Genomic DNA, 14,403 nt, shown 5'->3' with positions numbered 1-14,403 from the left:
AACCCTGGTGTGAAAACAATTTGGCTTGGGTTTCAACGAATGCATGACTTTGCCCTAGCCTGGTCAAGCTTTCAGACTTTACAAGGAGAAGAATTAAATGAATAGAAAAGATCCCTATAAACCTATGCTTGCAAAGAGGGGAATGGGGCGACGGTGATTTTAATTCCCCTCTTTGCAAGAGGGGTGCCGAGCTTGCGAGGCGGGGTGTTGAAATAGCAAAAGTTCGTAACTCCAGTAAATAAGAAGAAATAGATAGGAATAAGTAAAATGACAAAATCAGAAAATTTGTTTAATGAAGCAAAACAATATATTCCAGGCGGTGTTAACTCGCCCGTGCGTGCATTTAAAGGAGTTGGTGGTACACCTAAATTTATTGCTAAAGCAAAAGGCGCTTATGTTTATGATGTTGATGCGAATAAATATGTTGATTATGTTGGCTCTTGGGGACCGATGATCTTGGGACATGCTGATGATGATGTAATCAAAGCAGTGCAGGATCAAGCAACACTTGGCTTAAGCTATGGTGCGCCATGCGAGCTTGAGGTAAAACTTGCCAAGAAGATTTGTGATTTGATTGATAGTATTGATATGGTGCGCTTTGTAAGCTCGGGTACTGAAGCAACAATGAGTGCTGTGCGCTTAGCACGGGGCTACACTAAGCGCGATAAGCTGATTAAATTTGCTGGATGTTATCATGGTCATGCTGATCAGTTTTTAGTAGCGGCAGGATCAGGCGCATTAACACTTGGCGTGCCAAACTCACCAGGTGTGCCAAAAGATACGGTTAAAGATACAGTAACAGCATCATTTAATGATCTAGAGAGTGTTGCTAATTTATTTAAAACATATCCTGAACAAATTGCTTGTATTATTTTAGAGCCAATTGCGGGCAATATGAACTTGATCGAACCCACCAAAGCATTTTTGCAAGGCTTGCGTCAACTATGTGATGAGCATGGGGCTTTATTGATTTTTGATGAAGTGATGACAGGGTTTCGTGTTGGTCTTAAGGGCGCGCAAGGCTTATATCAAATTACCCCGGATTTAACAACATTTGGTAAAGTCATTGGTGGCGGCATGCCCGTGGGTGCCTTTGGTGGCAAGAGGGAAATTATGGAGCTTATCGCACCTGTAGGTGGTGTCTATCAAGCAGGTACGTTATCAGGCAATCCCGTGGCAATGATCGCGGGATTAGTTACGTTAGATAAAATCTCACAACAGGGATTCTATGAGGCGCTAACAACCAAAACACAAAAACTTGTTGATGGGCTAAATCAAGCTGCTCAAGCACAAGGCTTTCCATTTTTAGCAAAATCTTTGGGTAGCATGTTTGGGGTGTTTTTCACTGAAGCGCAAGATATTCTAAGCTTTGATGATGTTAAGGCTTGTGATTTAGCGCGTTTTAATCGTTTTTTCCATTTTATGCTTGAGCGTGGTGTTTATTTCGCACCATCCGCATTTGAAGCAGGTTTTATGTCAATTGCGCACAGTGATCAAGATATTGATAAAACGATAGCTTTGTTTGCTGATTTTTTGCAAAAAGAAGAGGTAACTGAGCAAAAGTGTATAACTTCAACTAAGTAGGTATGAGTTGTTTTGAGGATTTTTGAGTCAATCCTGAGAGTAGGTAATGATCGCCATATTCGGGCTTGACCCCAATATGGGTGATTAGCTAGTTTGCTTTTTTCTCTTGCTGCTTTTGTTGATAAATCATATCAAAGTTAACAGGCGCTAAGCATAATTGTGGGAAGCCGCCTTTAGCAACCAAATCAGAGATTGCCTCGCGTGCATATGGATATAAAATGTTAGGGCAAAATGCATATTGCGCATGATCCAGTTGTCCTTCTTCCATATTAGAAATAAGGAAGATACCAGCTTGTTGCACTTCTGCCTTGAAAGCATCATTAGTGCCGCATTTAACATCAGCTTCAACCGTTAACACAACTTCATACATATTTTCTTCAGGTAGGCCTGTCACTTTAGTATTCAAAGCGACGTTTAATTCAGGCTTCCACTCTTGTTTAAACGCATCAGCACCCTTAGGAATTTCAAATGAAATATCTTTGGTGTAGAGTTTTTGGATTTGGAATTGAATATCAGGGGTATTTGTTTCAGTTGTCATTATCTTTCCTTATGTCGTTAAGTTAAGTGTTATTTTCCAAGTAATGGGTTAAGTTTATTGGCATCTTCAAGGGCGTACAAGTCATCACAGCCACCGATGTGCTGATTATCGATGAATATTTGTGGCACCGATGTGCGACCTGCACGCTTAATCATCTCTTCGCGCAACTGAGGCTTATCACTGATGTTATATTCAGTAAAGGTCACGCCTTTTTTATTAAGCAATGCTTTGGCATTGATGCAATAAGGGCAAGTTGGTTTAGTGTAGATTTCAATCATTTAGCTGTGCCTTTATTTTTTGTCATTTTTATCGTTTTTATCTTTTCTATTTTTCACATCTTTCTTGTCAGTATTCATTTCATTATGTGCTACGGCTTTATTGTCAGTAGGTAATTTGTCTTGTAACCATTGCTTGAAACCGCCTTTTAGCGTGTAAAGCTTATCAAAACCTGCTTTTTTTAACAAATCACAAACACTAGCACTTTGCGCACCTGTCGCACAATAAACAACAATTGGATTGTTTTTATATTTATTAAGTGTTTTCGTGTTTTCTTTAAGCTCAGCAGCACTACTATTGATCGCACCAACAATATGACTTTCATTAAAAAGCTTGCTATCGCGAATATCTAAGAATATGCCCTTATCACGGTTTGTGAGGTTAATGGCATCTTGTATTGATAGTTGGAAGCGACCTGATTTAGCTTGGCGAATTTCATAACCAAGATAGATCAAAATGGCAAGTACAAAGATAATACATAGTATTAAGTTTTGAGAGATAAAATGACTCAAATTTGACATGTTTTTCCTATTTTTATATTTGTTTTCTAGTGCGAGTCCCAAGATTAGCAAGGGTAGACTCATTTATTAATATGGTGGATTATAGCGGGTTTGAAATTTAATGAGAAGCCAAACTTGGCACGCTTTTTTTCACAAGTAATTCAATCGCTTTTAGCCATTTAGTAATTGCTGAACCGCGGCGATAAACCAGACCAATCTCACGAAAAGGAGCAGGTGCCTTAAAGTCAATATAATGAATACCATTGTGTGAGGTAAGTGTGGCAATCTCAGGGATAATGGTAATGCCAAGTTTAGCGATGACCATTTGCCTTAAAGTCTCTAGACCTGTGGCATTGCACTGAATACTTTGTGCGGGATTGATGTTTAAAGAGAGCACTTGTTCGCGTAGGCAGTGCCCTTTCTCTAAGAAAAGCATGGCTTCATCATCAAGTTTCGATATATCAATCTCGGGCAGTTGACTTAAGGGATGCCCGTCATACACAGCAAGTTTAAAGGTATCTTTAAATAGTGGCAAAAACTCAAGCCCTTGTGGTAATGAGTCATGTGCTAAAAGAGCGGCATCAATTTTACCTGATTGCAGCATTTGAATGAGAATAGGGCTTTTTTCCTCAATAGGGTATATCTTAATAGGACTCTTATCCGCTAGGGTTGTGTGAATGAGTTGTGGTAACAGATAGTGAGCAAGGGTTGGAAATAAACCAATTCTAAATAGCAAATCTTCTGTTTTATTATGCGTTGCTGCCAAATCTTTGATGTCTTGAACAATGGTTAATAAGGATTGTGCCTTGTCAATAATCTGCTGCCCAATAGCGGTCACAAGCACACTTTTTTGGAAGCGTTCAAAAATGGCAACACCCAACTCATCCTCAAGCTTTTTGATTTGCATGCTCAGTGCTGGTTGACTGACAAAGCACTCTTGTGCTGCTTTATTGAAGTTCTTATGTTTGGCAACAGCAATAATATATTCTAAGTCACGGATATTCATAATTTTCCATTCAAGGCAGCATTTAGATTTAAGATTACTCGATTTTGTGCCAGAATAAACGATAAAATTAGACATAAAATAATAAGCACCCATTTGTTATGAATCAATACACAGCTCAATCCATTGAAGTTCTATCGGGTCTTGACCCTGTTAAGCGGCGCCCGGGAATGTATACCGATACACAAACCCCTAATCATGTCGCGCAAGAGGTGATTGATAATGCAGTGGATGAGGCATTAGCAGGACATGCCAATAAGCTTAATATTAGAGTCTATGATGATGGTAGTTTTGAGGTTGAGGATAATGGTCGAGGTATGCCGGTTGATATCCATCCAGAGGAAGGGATATCTGGTGTTGAGCTGATTATGACGCGCTTGCATGCCGGGGGAAAATTCTCCAAAGAAAATTATCTTTATTCAGGCGGGCTTCATGGTGTTGGTGTGTCCGTAGTTAATGCATTAAGCCAACGTGTTGAGGTGTTTATCAAACGCGATGGTAAGCGCTATTTTATTGCTTTTGAGCATGGCGATAAGGTTGAAGAGCTAAAGGTGGTATCCGACGTTGGCAAAAAGAATACAGGGACTACGGTACGCTTTTGGCCGGATCCTAAATATTTTGATACCCCAAAATATGCAACGCGTAAATTAAAGAATCTATTAAAAGCTAAAGCAGTATTGTGTCCAGGGCTGATCGTTGAATATCAAAATGATGAGCAAAACGATCGCATGACTTGGCAGTACGATGGCGGGTTATTGGCTTATTTACAAGAGAAAATCGACGGTCTTGAAATATTGCCAGCAGTTCCATTTTCAGGCTCTTTTACCGATGGACAGTATATTGTTGATTGGGCATTATGCTGGCCGCAAGAAAGCGATAATTTAATCACAGAAAGTTATGTTAATTTGATTCCAACACCATTAGGGGGCACGCATGTTAATGGCTTAAGGTCGGGATTGTTAGATGCGATACGTGAATATTGTGAGCTTCATAATATTTTGCCGCGTGGTGTCAAAATTATGCCAGATGATATCTTTGCTGGTCTTTGTTATGTGTTGTCACTTAAAATGCCTGAGCCGCAATTTTCAGGGCAAACCAAAGAGCGATTATCATCACGTGATTGTGTGAACTTCATTGCAACACATGTCAAAGATGCCTTTAGTTTGTGGTTGAATCAAAATATTGAAACGGCAAATCAAATTGCTGAAGCGATTATTTCACGTGCGCAAAAGCGCCTTAAAGCTGAGAAAAAGGTAGTGCGCAAAAAGGTAACTCAAGGTCCGCAATTGCCCGGTAAATTGACCGATTGTGTGACACAAGATACCCAATATAGCGAGCTTTTTCTAGTTGAAGGAGACTCAGCCGGTGGCTCGGCAAAACAGGCGCGAGATCGTGAGTTTCAGGCAGTGATGCCATTAAGAGGTAAGATATTAAACTCATGGGAAGTTGATTCATCAGAAGTATTATCATCGCAAGAGATTCACGATATTGCCGTGGCAGTTGGTGTGGATCCAGGCAGTGATAATCTAGAAGGGTTACGTTATGGCAAAATTTGTATTCTCGCGGATGCTGATTCGGATGGGCTACATATTGCGACATTACTATGCGCTTTATTCTTGCGTCATTTTAAACCATTGGTTGAGAAGGGGCATATCTATGTGGCAATGCCGCCATTATTTAGAATTGATGTCGGCAAAGAAGTGTATTACGCATTAGATGAGGCAGAGAAGAATGTCATTTTGCATAAAATTGCCCAAAATAAAAAATCAGCTAAGGCTAATGTGTTGCGCTTTAAAGGGTTGGGTGAGATGAACCCGATGCAATTAAGAGAGTCTACAATGGCAATGGATACCAGACGTCTTGTGCAATTAACATTATCAAGTGATGAGCGTTTTGATCTAGAGGAAATGGATGAGATGCTTGCTAAGAAACGCTCACTGGATCGCAAACATTGGTTGGAGCAGAAAGGAAATTTAGCGGATCTAGAGTGATTCAGTTAAGAGAAATTATAAAAAAGATACTTCTTTGCCATCATAAACATAGTTTAAATAGGAATCCAAGGTATAGCCTTGTGAGCGTACAGCTTTGATTGGTGAGCTTGAGTTATGCCCTTGGGTAAGCTTATTACGTAAGCGATGTACATGAATGTTGACATCACGTATCATGCTTTCTTTAACATTTAAATTAAGATATTTGGCAATTTCTTCACGCATAAAGGTTTTGCTTGGATCTGATAGTAGCATTTTAAGTAAAGCGCCTTCTTTATCCGTTAAGTAAATATCGGAATGATCAGGGTGTGTCACTAATGATTTGCGCGGATGATATACCCATTTGCCAAATTGAATCTGACTGTAGTCACTAATGTTTATATCTTCAATATTGACTGATCCAGTAATGGCATACGGTGATTGCGAGGTATTGCGATCACGTAATTTTGCTTTAATGCGAGCCATTAATACGTGTTGATTATAAGGGATTTCGACATAGTCATCAGCACCTGCTTCAAAGCATAAGACGATTTCGGTTGCATCAGTACTTTTTGAGACAAAAATAATTGCCATGCTTGGATGGCGTTCACGAATATTTTTGCACAGTTCAATGCCGTACATGTCAGGCAGTAGTAAATCAAGGAGTACTACTTTGGTGTTTTTATTGGCATCCAGTAGATCCAAGGCTTCCTGTCCTGAGTGGGCAACGTTCGTCTGATGTAGATAACGTTGAAGTAATGTTTGTAAATCTTTGGTATTTTCTTTATTGGTACTAACCAATAATATACTACTGTCGTCTTTCATAGGGTCTCTCATCATCATTTGGTTAAAAATCTCCCAGACTATTGTGAATAATAGCTTAAACTAAATAACACATAGTCATATTGTGCGTAATTATATTTAAAATATTTCGGACTTTCCATGTTGTTTACAGCATAACTGCTTAAAAAGTGATGTAATATTCATAATTATTGTATCGGGCAGATAAAAAATAGTAAAAAACAGATCGTTTATGCTTTTAGTATTTTATGTAATTTCCCCTTAATTGAGTTTGTCCTCTTTGTGATCTATACCTTAAGCATCTGAAGGATTAATTCGGAGTGATAAAATGTTGAAAAATATAAAATTTTTAAGCGTGCTAGGGTGCGTGTTTTTAGTCCAGTTGGGTTATGCCAAGATGAGTACGGCGATTGTCGCAGGAGGCTGTTTTTGGTGTGTGCAAGCTGATTTTGATAAGCTTAAAGGTGTAGTGAAAACTGAAGTTGGCTATGATGGTGGTACGACTTTGTATCCAAACTATAAGCAGGTATCCCAAGGAAAAACAGACCATCTGGAAGTCGTTAAAGTCTGGTATGAGGATGATGTTTTGGGATATGCGCAGTTTTTAAATTATTTCTTTAAGCATATTGATCCCACCGTTAAAAATGGACAATTTTGTGATTTGGGAGAACAATATCAAAGCGCTATTTTATACGAAAATGATGGACAAAAGGCAGCGGCTCAAGCAGTGGTTGATAACATGAAAAATTATTTAAATAAACCGATATATACGCAGTTGCGTCCAAGTACTATGTTTACTCCTGCAGAAGAATATCACCAAAAATACTATTTAAAAAATCCCATTAGTTATGGATTTTATCGTTGGCAATGTGGTCGTGATGCGCGCTTAAAGGAAGTTTGGCAATAAGTTTACAACCTGTTTAATCCATTTAGAGCGGCGACACGATAAGCTTCCGCCATGGTCGGGTAGTTAAATGTTGTATTGATAAAATACATTAATGTATTGGCTTTGCCTTTTTGTGACATGATCGCCTGTCCGATGTGAATAATCTCAGAAGCTTGACTACCAAAGCAGTGAATCCCTAATAACTGTAGTGTCTCACGATGAAAAATCAGCTTAAGCATGCCCGCAGTTTTACCTGAGATTTGCGCGCGCGCAAGATCCTTAAAAAACGCGTGTCCCACCTCGTAAGGAATTTTTTCTTCGGTGAGTTCTTGCTCAGTTTTACCAACGGAGCTGATCTCAGGCAAGGTATAAATTCCCGTTGGAATATCCTTGATTAAATGATTGGTGCACTTGCCTTCGGCAATATGCGTTGCAGCAAAGCGCCCTTGGTCAAAGGCAGCAGAAGCAAGTGATGGGTAACCAACGACATCGCCAACGGCATAAATATGAGGATGCTTAAGGGTTTGATAGTTTTGATTAACCTCGATAGAACCGCGAATATTCGCCTCAATATCAATCGCATTTAGCTCTAGTTGATCGGTGTTTCCTGTGCGTCCTTGAGCAAATAATAGGTAATCTGATTTGATGATTTTATTTGACTTTAATTTTAGAATTACCTCGTTATCATTGGCATCAATGCTGTCATAATGCTCGTTGTGATGGGTGCGAATACCTTGCTCGCGAAAGTGGTAACTTAAGGCATCAATAATTTCATTATCAAGAAAAGATAATAGTCGTTCGCGGTTATTAATCAAATTGACACGGATTTTTAACGTGCGAAAAATAGAGGCATATTCGCAGCCAATAACACCTGCACCATAAATAGAGATAGTTTTGGGGTTGTCATTAAGGTGTAAAATGCTATCGCTGTCCAAAATACGCGGATGATTAAAATCAATATCTTTGGGGTGATAAGGTCTTGAACCAGTGGCAATGACAAAATATTTTGCTTTGAACTGCTCTTTGGTCTGTTCTTCTTCGTCTGTTGAGCAAATACAAATGGTATGCGGGTCTATAAATCGTGCAAAACCATGCAACATATCCACATTATTACGTTTGTAAAACCCTGTTTTTAGTTCAGTTTGGGCATTGATGACACGTGATGCATTTTCCAGCATCTGAGGGTAGCTATAGTCATGGTATTTTGCATGAAAAGAAAAGTGAGATACCGCATGTCGTAGTGCTTTGCTTGGGATTGTGCCTTGATGTGTACAGTTGCCGCCGATAAGTTCGGATTCAACAATCGCCACTTTAAGACCTGATTTTGCTGCTTTAATCGCTGCACCCTCACCACCAGGTCCACTGCCGATGACAATGACATCGTAGTCAAAAGAGTCAAAAGAATCAAATTGCATGGTATTTACGCCTTTCTGGAAATTTGCTGCAAATTGTAGCATATGGAATATCGCCGTGTGGAACTTTTTAAGCATTGTTTCAGCGCAATGATTGCCAAGTATCAAAAGCACGCTACAATAAAAGCTGTTTTAGGCTTATAAGGAAAAATAATGTCACTGCTAAATTGGCTTGATTGGATTTTTATTATTATCGTGTTTGGCTTTGCGATTATTGGTTTTTCGCAAGGTTTTGTGCGTGGGTTAATCTCATTGCTTACTTGGTTGATTGCTGCGGTGTCGGCGTATTTCTTTGCAGACTCTCTTGATATGAATTTTGCTGCAAAATGGTTTAACTCACCTGAAGTGGCATTTTGGATGTCGTTTTTTGCCATTGTCGTGATCGTTTGGATCTTAGGTGGTATTGTGCATATTATTTTTGGTGTTTTTCGCAAAGATAATCAGACGGTTACGGATCGCTTATTGGGCTTTTTATTTGGCATTGTTAAATCAACGCTTGTGGTTAGCTTAATTGTTGGTGTGCTTAGTTATAATAAGGCGCTCACTGAGCAGAAAGCTTGGCAGGACTCATTGCTGGTACCATGGCTGGTTAAAGGCGCGGTTTGGGTTGATCATAAATTACCAGAGGATGTCCATCAAAAAATACATAACAATAGCATCTACAAATATAATCCAAATGATAAAAATAGTGATGATAGAAAAGGAAAAAATAATAATTCTGATCAGAATAACTCAAATGATTATCAAGAGCAGGAGTTCCATAAATCAAAAGCTGAGTTAGATGCTATTGGTTAATATGATGAATGTTATTTTGTCTTTTTACGATTAAAAGCTTTACTTAACCAGTAGTCAGCACTCACATAGCGCCCTCCGCCATAGCAAAGGAGCACTAGAAGCATAATAAAGTAAGTAGCGGCAAACTCGATACCATTGTTAAGGATAACAGGGTCACCAAGCTCAGTAATGTAGTTATATCTACCAGGGAAATTTATAGATAACCAGCTTAGGAAATCACCAAGTCGCATTGCTGACTCCATATTGTTGCTAGCAATGGCTAACCAGCCCTGAGGTAAATGCACCATAAGGCTCGCAACGCACATGAGTATGGTTAAGGGAATGGTGATAAAACGTGTAAATAACCCAAGTGCTATACAAATTAAACCAAAGACTTCTGTTGAGGTTGCAAGAAATGCCAATAGATCTGGAAATGGTAAGTTTAAGCCGCCTTCAGCTGTAGGTGCGCCAAACCAAGCAACTGTTTTACTAAAGTTCGTGACTTTTGAGTGAGCACCCTCATAAATGACAGGTAGTAGGAAAAGCCTGATGGCAAGAAGTGCAATAAAGTCAAAAGATTTTGCTTTATATAGTGTCGAATTTATCCATGTTATTGTGTTGCGTATCATAATTTACTCCTCGTGTTTAATATGAACTAGATGAATTTCTATTAATGATGTTAGGGCGTTTGAGTTAATTGCCCCGTTGTTTATTTTAAATAAGTCTGTAAATGATGGATTGTTAATAGCATCAATGGTTTTGAGTAAATTTGCTTCATCATGAGATAAGTGTTTGGTAATGACATGACCATTGAGGTTGCGAAAAACACCATAAATAAATTGTCCTGAGTCAATTGGGCAATAATCGTGATAGTCCTTAAGCTCAAAGGGCATGCAAATATATTGAAGCGTGGGATTGATGCTTATTTTGCTATTTTTTTTAGTGACAGTAATTTGGCTTTGATTATGCAGAATGAGAGGATTGCTTTCGGTTGAAAACAGTAACCACTCATACTCAAGCAATGACAGTAGTATTTTGGGCAGATCGCGGTGTAATTGCGCAAAGCGTAAAAACTCAGTGGCAATATGATGGAATTGTGGCTCGGTTGCATGGTGATGCATTAGAAAATCGTCAACAAGCAAGCTAAGTTGCTCAGAACAAATAATTTTATGAAATAAAGGAAAAGAAACTGCGATGACAGAGTTGATATTCCCTAAAATAAAGCTGCGGTAAAGAGTGTGACTGTTGCTTGTTATGTCATTTTGCTTGACCCGAATCTTGGCGCATAGTTTATCAATAACCATCACAAAATTTGATGGTGCAGGTTTAAGTGGGTGCTGAATATAGTTAGGCATAGTGATGAACCTCTTGTTTTATCTTTAACAGCTCATCACAGAGTTGGTTTAATGGAGGTACATTATTATCACGCTCTAGTAGTATTGGCTTATTTCCATGGAGTTTAATTGTTTCTTGTGTGAGGGCTAATACTTCTGACGTAACTTCTGTACCATGTGTGTCAAGTAGAAAATCACCATGCTCTTGTAAATGACCAGCAAGGTGATAATAACTGATCGCTTTGCTTGGCATGTGTTTGATAAAATCAAGCGCATTGTAGTTATGATTAACGCTATTGACATAAACATTGTTGATATCAAGTAGTAGTTGGCAGCCACTTAATTTAATGAGCTCTTGAATAAATTCATGCTCAGGCATTTGATCAGGATAGCTATGATAGTATGAAACATTCTCAAGCACTAAAGGACGCTTAATAATTGTTTGAACTTGATCAATCCTGTTGGCTAAGTAGCTTAACGCTTCTTTGTAACGAGGGATTGGCAAGAGCTCATAAAGATAGCCCGTATTATCCTGTGAGAAACTCAAGTGTTCGCTATATACAGTAATATTATATTGATCTAAAAACGATTTAATTTCTTTAAGAAATGACGTATTAAGCTTTACTGCACTACCAATGGATAAACTAAGACCATGTGCTACAAGAGGATATTTATCGGCAATTTTTTCTAACAAATGGTGATATGATCCACCCATGTTAATCCAGTTCTCAGGGGCGAGCTCAAGAAAGTCAATCAGCTCATGCACAGGTTCATCAGCAAGCGTTTGTAGATGCTCATGGCGTAGACCAATGCCGTAATCGCTCTGTGCTATTGACCGCATCGTCCACCTACTGATCTAGTCTGTGCTTTCACTACTTCATCATCAGGGTTTAATCCATAGCCGGTGACTCCACATTTGCCATCACGTGCATAGACGAGCTTTTCTTGTGGGTTTTGTGTGATTTCAGCCTCTGCATATCGCTTTACAGTGCCGCATTTGCCTGCTGCGCATTTACCACCTGTATCAGCGGTAACAGCGCTTGTCTGAGTCGTTGTTGAAGTGCTTGCATTTACGGTATTACTTATGGATAAGCCAAGCAATGATGTTATTGCGATAGATAAAGTAATTGTGTTGTTCATGTTGTTTTTCCTTATAAATAGTTTCTTATGGTGAGTATCTTTTCTGTGTAGATTAACGCATGGTTCTAGTTTTTGAGTAGCGGTATAGAGCTTAGATCGCGTGCGATAACGGTTGGACCTGTATAGTATTTTTTAACGATCTCAATCGATTCATTTTTGTAGAGTAAACCTTTACCCATAAAATGATTAAGTACCAGCATTTTAGGGTTAACTTTGTTAGCAATTTGCCCGACAACAGATGGTTTGGCATGGACAAAACTTGAAATTTTATCTGCATTTTCATCTATTGCTAAAGGCATAACAAGAACATCGGCACCTTTGGCAAAATCGATAAATGCATCGTTACTACCATTTTGATCGGCTGAGATGACAATGTTGCCATAGTTTGATTCAACGCGATAAGCAAGTGCAGGAACATTGCCATGTGGGATGCCTAACGCCCATATGGTATATTCTGCATTAGAAAACACCTTGGTTTTTTGAGGACTTTGATAGTCGACATTTATTATTGGTGAGAGCGTTAAAACACCATCTTTGTTATTTGGTGTCAGCAGGTTAGAAAGATAAGCATAAGCACCATCTTTAGCATTAAATAAATTATTCAGATAATGCGTTAGACTTGGAAAGCGGGCGTTTCCTTTGGGTCCTGCAATTGCAATTGGGCGTTCACGCTTAAAAAACTCAGCGCCTTTTAAAATTGCTGGAAGATCAGCAACATGATCAGTGTGAAAATGCGTAATGCCAATAAAGTCTAGATCTTCGAGTTTGGCGCCAGATTGACCAAAACGTAAATAAGTTCCGCCACCTGCATCAATTAATATCCGAGATTTGCCATTGATCCAGATAATTTCACCGGATGAAGCGCGTTTGTCATCACTTATCGGACCGCCTGAGCCCAAAAGCTGTAGGCTCAATCGGTTGTTAGTACATGTTGCTGTAGAGTTTGTACCGTAGCTCAAAGAGCAAAAAGATAAGCTAAAGAGTACAGATAATCCGATTGATTTAGTGATGAGGCGATGTGCTTTTATCGAGTTTTGATTGTTTGACTGGCGAAATTTTTTAGAAAAGAACCAAGGTTTATAGCGCATATGAAAGTCTCCAACTTATATTTATTGGTTTTTACACTCATCATAAAGTTGTAGTGTGATGAGTGTGTGCCTTTGTTACAGAATGAAATCATATATCGGCTTTTCAATTACTAAAATTAATCTTTTGTGATTGAATGAATAAAAATAATTAATGTATTTGACAGTAAGTGAAGATCATTGCTAATGATTCAGCATTGGGGAAAAATGGAAAAAGAGAAAGGAAACTTTATAGTGCCGCCCATATCTGCCGCTGCTTACATGGCTCTTGAACCCTCAAGAACCAAGTGGGTGCGTTTGCTGTTCGTTGGGCTTCTCAGTCAGGCTGAGCATGCACGCTAAAACAAGTATCTACGCTCCCGATATAAATACATCGGCTCAAGAATGTAAGGACTGGCTAACAGCACAGGCAACACTAAACTTACACTTGAAATCATAGAAGCATATGTTACTAAGTGCAAGTGATTTGTTGTAAAAAAAATGATACGATAGAGGCATCTTGATTATAATGATATAAACACTTATGCAAATAACGGAAAAACAAGTTTTACCTGATTATCAGGAGGTGACTGCAGCACTTCGTAAAATCAATGCTTTATCTGAAGCTTCTGAGGCACATGCCTTGTTGTGTGCGCTTTTTACAGGGGGTGCTGAAGTGCGTATTGAAGCGTGGATGGACTCGCTGATGGCTGAACCCATCGAGGCAGGTGATGTCGTCGCACAAGGCGCATTAAAAGTATTAGCTGAAATGTATCAGGTCACAAAAGCCCAGTTTTTGGCGCAGGATATGCATTTTGATTTGTTGCTGCCTGATGATGAAGAGAAATTTTATATGCGGATTGACGCGCTAGCAATGTGGTGCCAAGGCTTTTTATCAGGATTGGGCTTGATGGAGATCGATTACACCAAAGGCTCTGTGGAGGTTCAAGAGGCGATCGCTGATTTAATCGATATGTCGCGCTTGCAATATGATGATGAAGTCACAGGTCAGGAAGATGAAGAAAGAGCCTATATGGAGTTAGTTGAATATACGAAGGTCGCGGTACTTCTGATCCATAGCGAGTTTGGGCTTAAACGCTTGTATTCATAAATATATCTTGAGG

Annotated in this window: 16 protein-coding genes and 1 other RNA gene; 5 read left to right on the top strand and 12 right to left on the bottom strand. The window is 39.1% G+C overall.

Annotated features, from left to right (window positions below; translation table 11 throughout):
• Positions 1-258 precede the first annotated feature (258 nt).
• Positions 259-1,584, top strand: a complete 1,326-nt coding sequence (gene hemL / locus DNJ75_RS04770) for a glutamate-1-semialdehyde 2,1-aminomutase (protein WP_373282844.1) — start codon at positions 259-261, stop codon at positions 1,582-1,584.
• Between the two features lie 88 nt (positions 1,585-1,672).
• On the opposite strand, the gene secB is transcribed toward hemL, so the two are convergent.
• The 4 genes from secB to DNJ75_RS04750 form a co-directional block, all read right to left on the bottom strand.
• The gene (gene secB, locus DNJ75_RS04765) at positions 1,673-2,122 is read right to left on the bottom strand and encodes a protein-export chaperone SecB (protein WP_117002041.1); all 450 of its coding nucleotides are present in this window, start codon (positions 2,120-2,122) and stop codon (positions 1,673-1,675) included.
• 29 nt (positions 2,123-2,151) lie between these two features.
• Positions 2,152-2,400, bottom strand: coding sequence for a glutaredoxin 3 (gene grxC, locus DNJ75_RS04760; RefSeq protein WP_117002040.1), 249 nt, complete (start codon positions 2,398-2,400; stop codon positions 2,152-2,154).
• 12 nt (positions 2,401-2,412) lie between these two features.
• Positions 2,413-2,919: a rhodanese-like domain-containing protein gene (locus DNJ75_RS04755; RefSeq protein ID WP_157968205.1), complete on the bottom strand. Its 507-nt coding sequence runs from the start codon at positions 2,917-2,919 to the stop codon at positions 2,413-2,415.
• Positions 2,920-3,016: 97 nt separating this feature from the next.
• Positions 3,017-3,979, bottom strand: coding sequence for a LysR substrate-binding domain-containing protein (locus tag DNJ75_RS04750; RefSeq protein WP_170137190.1), 963 nt, complete (start codon positions 3,977-3,979; stop codon positions 3,017-3,019).
• A gap of 23 nt (positions 3,980-4,002) precedes the next feature.
• Between DNJ75_RS04750 and parE the strand changes: the two genes are divergently transcribed.
• A complete protein-coding gene (gene parE / locus DNJ75_RS04745; protein ID WP_117002037.1) occupies positions 4,003-5,892 on the top strand; it encodes a DNA topoisomerase IV subunit B in 1,890 nt (629 codons plus the stop codon).
• A 15-nt stretch (positions 5,893-5,907) separates the two neighbouring features.
• Here the strand turns inward: parE and DNJ75_RS04740 are convergent, their stop codons facing one another.
• Positions 5,908-6,693 carry a response regulator transcription factor gene (locus tag DNJ75_RS04740; protein WP_170137189.1) on the bottom strand — a complete coding sequence of 262 codons (786 nt, stop codon included), beginning with the start codon at positions 6,691-6,693 and terminating at the stop codon, positions 5,908-5,910.
• Positions 6,694-6,997: 304 nt separating this feature from the next.
• On the opposite strand from DNJ75_RS04740, the gene msrA reads away from it, so the two are divergent.
• A complete protein-coding gene (msrA, locus tag DNJ75_RS04735; protein WP_117002035.1) occupies positions 6,998-7,576 on the top strand; it encodes a peptide-methionine (S)-S-oxide reductase MsrA in 579 nt (192 codons plus the stop codon).
• Positions 7,577-7,578: 2 nt separating this feature from the next.
• Here msrA and sthA read toward each other — a convergent pair whose 3' ends face one another.
• The gene (sthA, locus tag DNJ75_RS04730; protein WP_117002034.1) at positions 7,579-8,970 is read right to left on the bottom strand and encodes a Si-specific NAD(P)(+) transhydrogenase; all 1,392 of its coding nucleotides are present in this window, start codon (positions 8,968-8,970) and stop codon (positions 7,579-7,581) included.
• A 150-nt stretch (positions 8,971-9,120) separates the two neighbouring features.
• Between sthA and DNJ75_RS04725 the strand changes: the two genes are divergently transcribed.
• On the top strand, positions 9,121-9,762 hold the full coding sequence (locus DNJ75_RS04725; RefSeq protein WP_117002033.1) for a CvpA family protein: 642 nt from the start codon (positions 9,121-9,123) through the stop codon (positions 9,760-9,762).
• Positions 9,763-9,773: 11 nt separating this feature from the next.
• Here the strand turns inward: DNJ75_RS04725 and DNJ75_RS04720 are convergent, their stop codons facing one another.
• From DNJ75_RS04720 to ssrS, 6 genes are all read right to left on the bottom strand, one after another.
• Positions 9,774-10,370, bottom strand: a complete 597-nt coding sequence (locus DNJ75_RS04720; protein ID WP_117002032.1) for an HvfX family Cu-binding RiPP maturation protein — start codon at positions 10,368-10,370, stop codon at positions 9,774-9,776.
• 3 nt (positions 10,371-10,373) lie between these two features.
• Entirely contained in the window at positions 10,374-11,096 is a 723-nt protein-coding gene (locus tag DNJ75_RS04715; RefSeq protein WP_117002031.1) for an HvfC/BufC family peptide modification chaperone, read from the bottom strand.
• Positions 11,089-11,916 (bottom strand): DUF692 domain-containing protein, encoded by an 828-nt coding sequence (locus DNJ75_RS04710; protein WP_117002030.1) that lies wholly within the window; start codon positions 11,914-11,916, stop codon positions 11,089-11,091. Before DNJ75_RS04710 ends, DNJ75_RS04715 begins: the two co-directional genes overlap by 8 nt.
• The gene (locus tag DNJ75_RS04705; protein ID WP_117002029.1) at positions 11,904-12,215 is read right to left on the bottom strand and encodes a hypothetical protein; all 312 of its coding nucleotides are present in this window, start codon (positions 12,213-12,215) and stop codon (positions 11,904-11,906) included. The genes DNJ75_RS04710 and DNJ75_RS04705 overlap by 13 nt, the downstream gene beginning before the upstream one ends.
• A 65-nt stretch (positions 12,216-12,280) precedes the next feature.
• On the bottom strand, positions 12,281-13,303 hold the full coding sequence (locus DNJ75_RS04700) for an MBL fold metallo-hydrolase (RefSeq protein ID WP_117002028.1): 1,023 nt from the start codon (positions 13,301-13,303) through the stop codon (positions 12,281-12,283).
• A gap of 231 nt (positions 13,304-13,534) precedes the next feature.
• Positions 13,535-13,715: non-coding RNA, 6S RNA (gene ssrS / locus DNJ75_RS04695), on the bottom strand.
• Between the two features lie 108 nt (positions 13,716-13,823).
• Here ssrS and DNJ75_RS04690 point away from each other — a divergent pair.
• The gene (locus tag DNJ75_RS04690; RefSeq protein WP_117002027.1) at positions 13,824-14,390 is read left to right on the top strand and encodes a UPF0149 family protein; all 567 of its coding nucleotides are present in this window, start codon (positions 13,824-13,826) and stop codon (positions 14,388-14,390) included.
• The last annotated feature ends 13 nt before the right edge of the window (positions 14,391-14,403 follow it).

It is taken from the genome of Cysteiniphilum litorale, from assembly GCF_003428165.1.
GTDB classification, from domain to species: domain Bacteria; phylum Pseudomonadota; class Gammaproteobacteria; order Francisellales; family Francisellaceae; genus Caedibacter; species Caedibacter litoralis.
The sequence above is the reverse complement of the archived record's forward strand: the minus strand, read 5'-3'. Positions and strand labels throughout refer to the sequence as shown.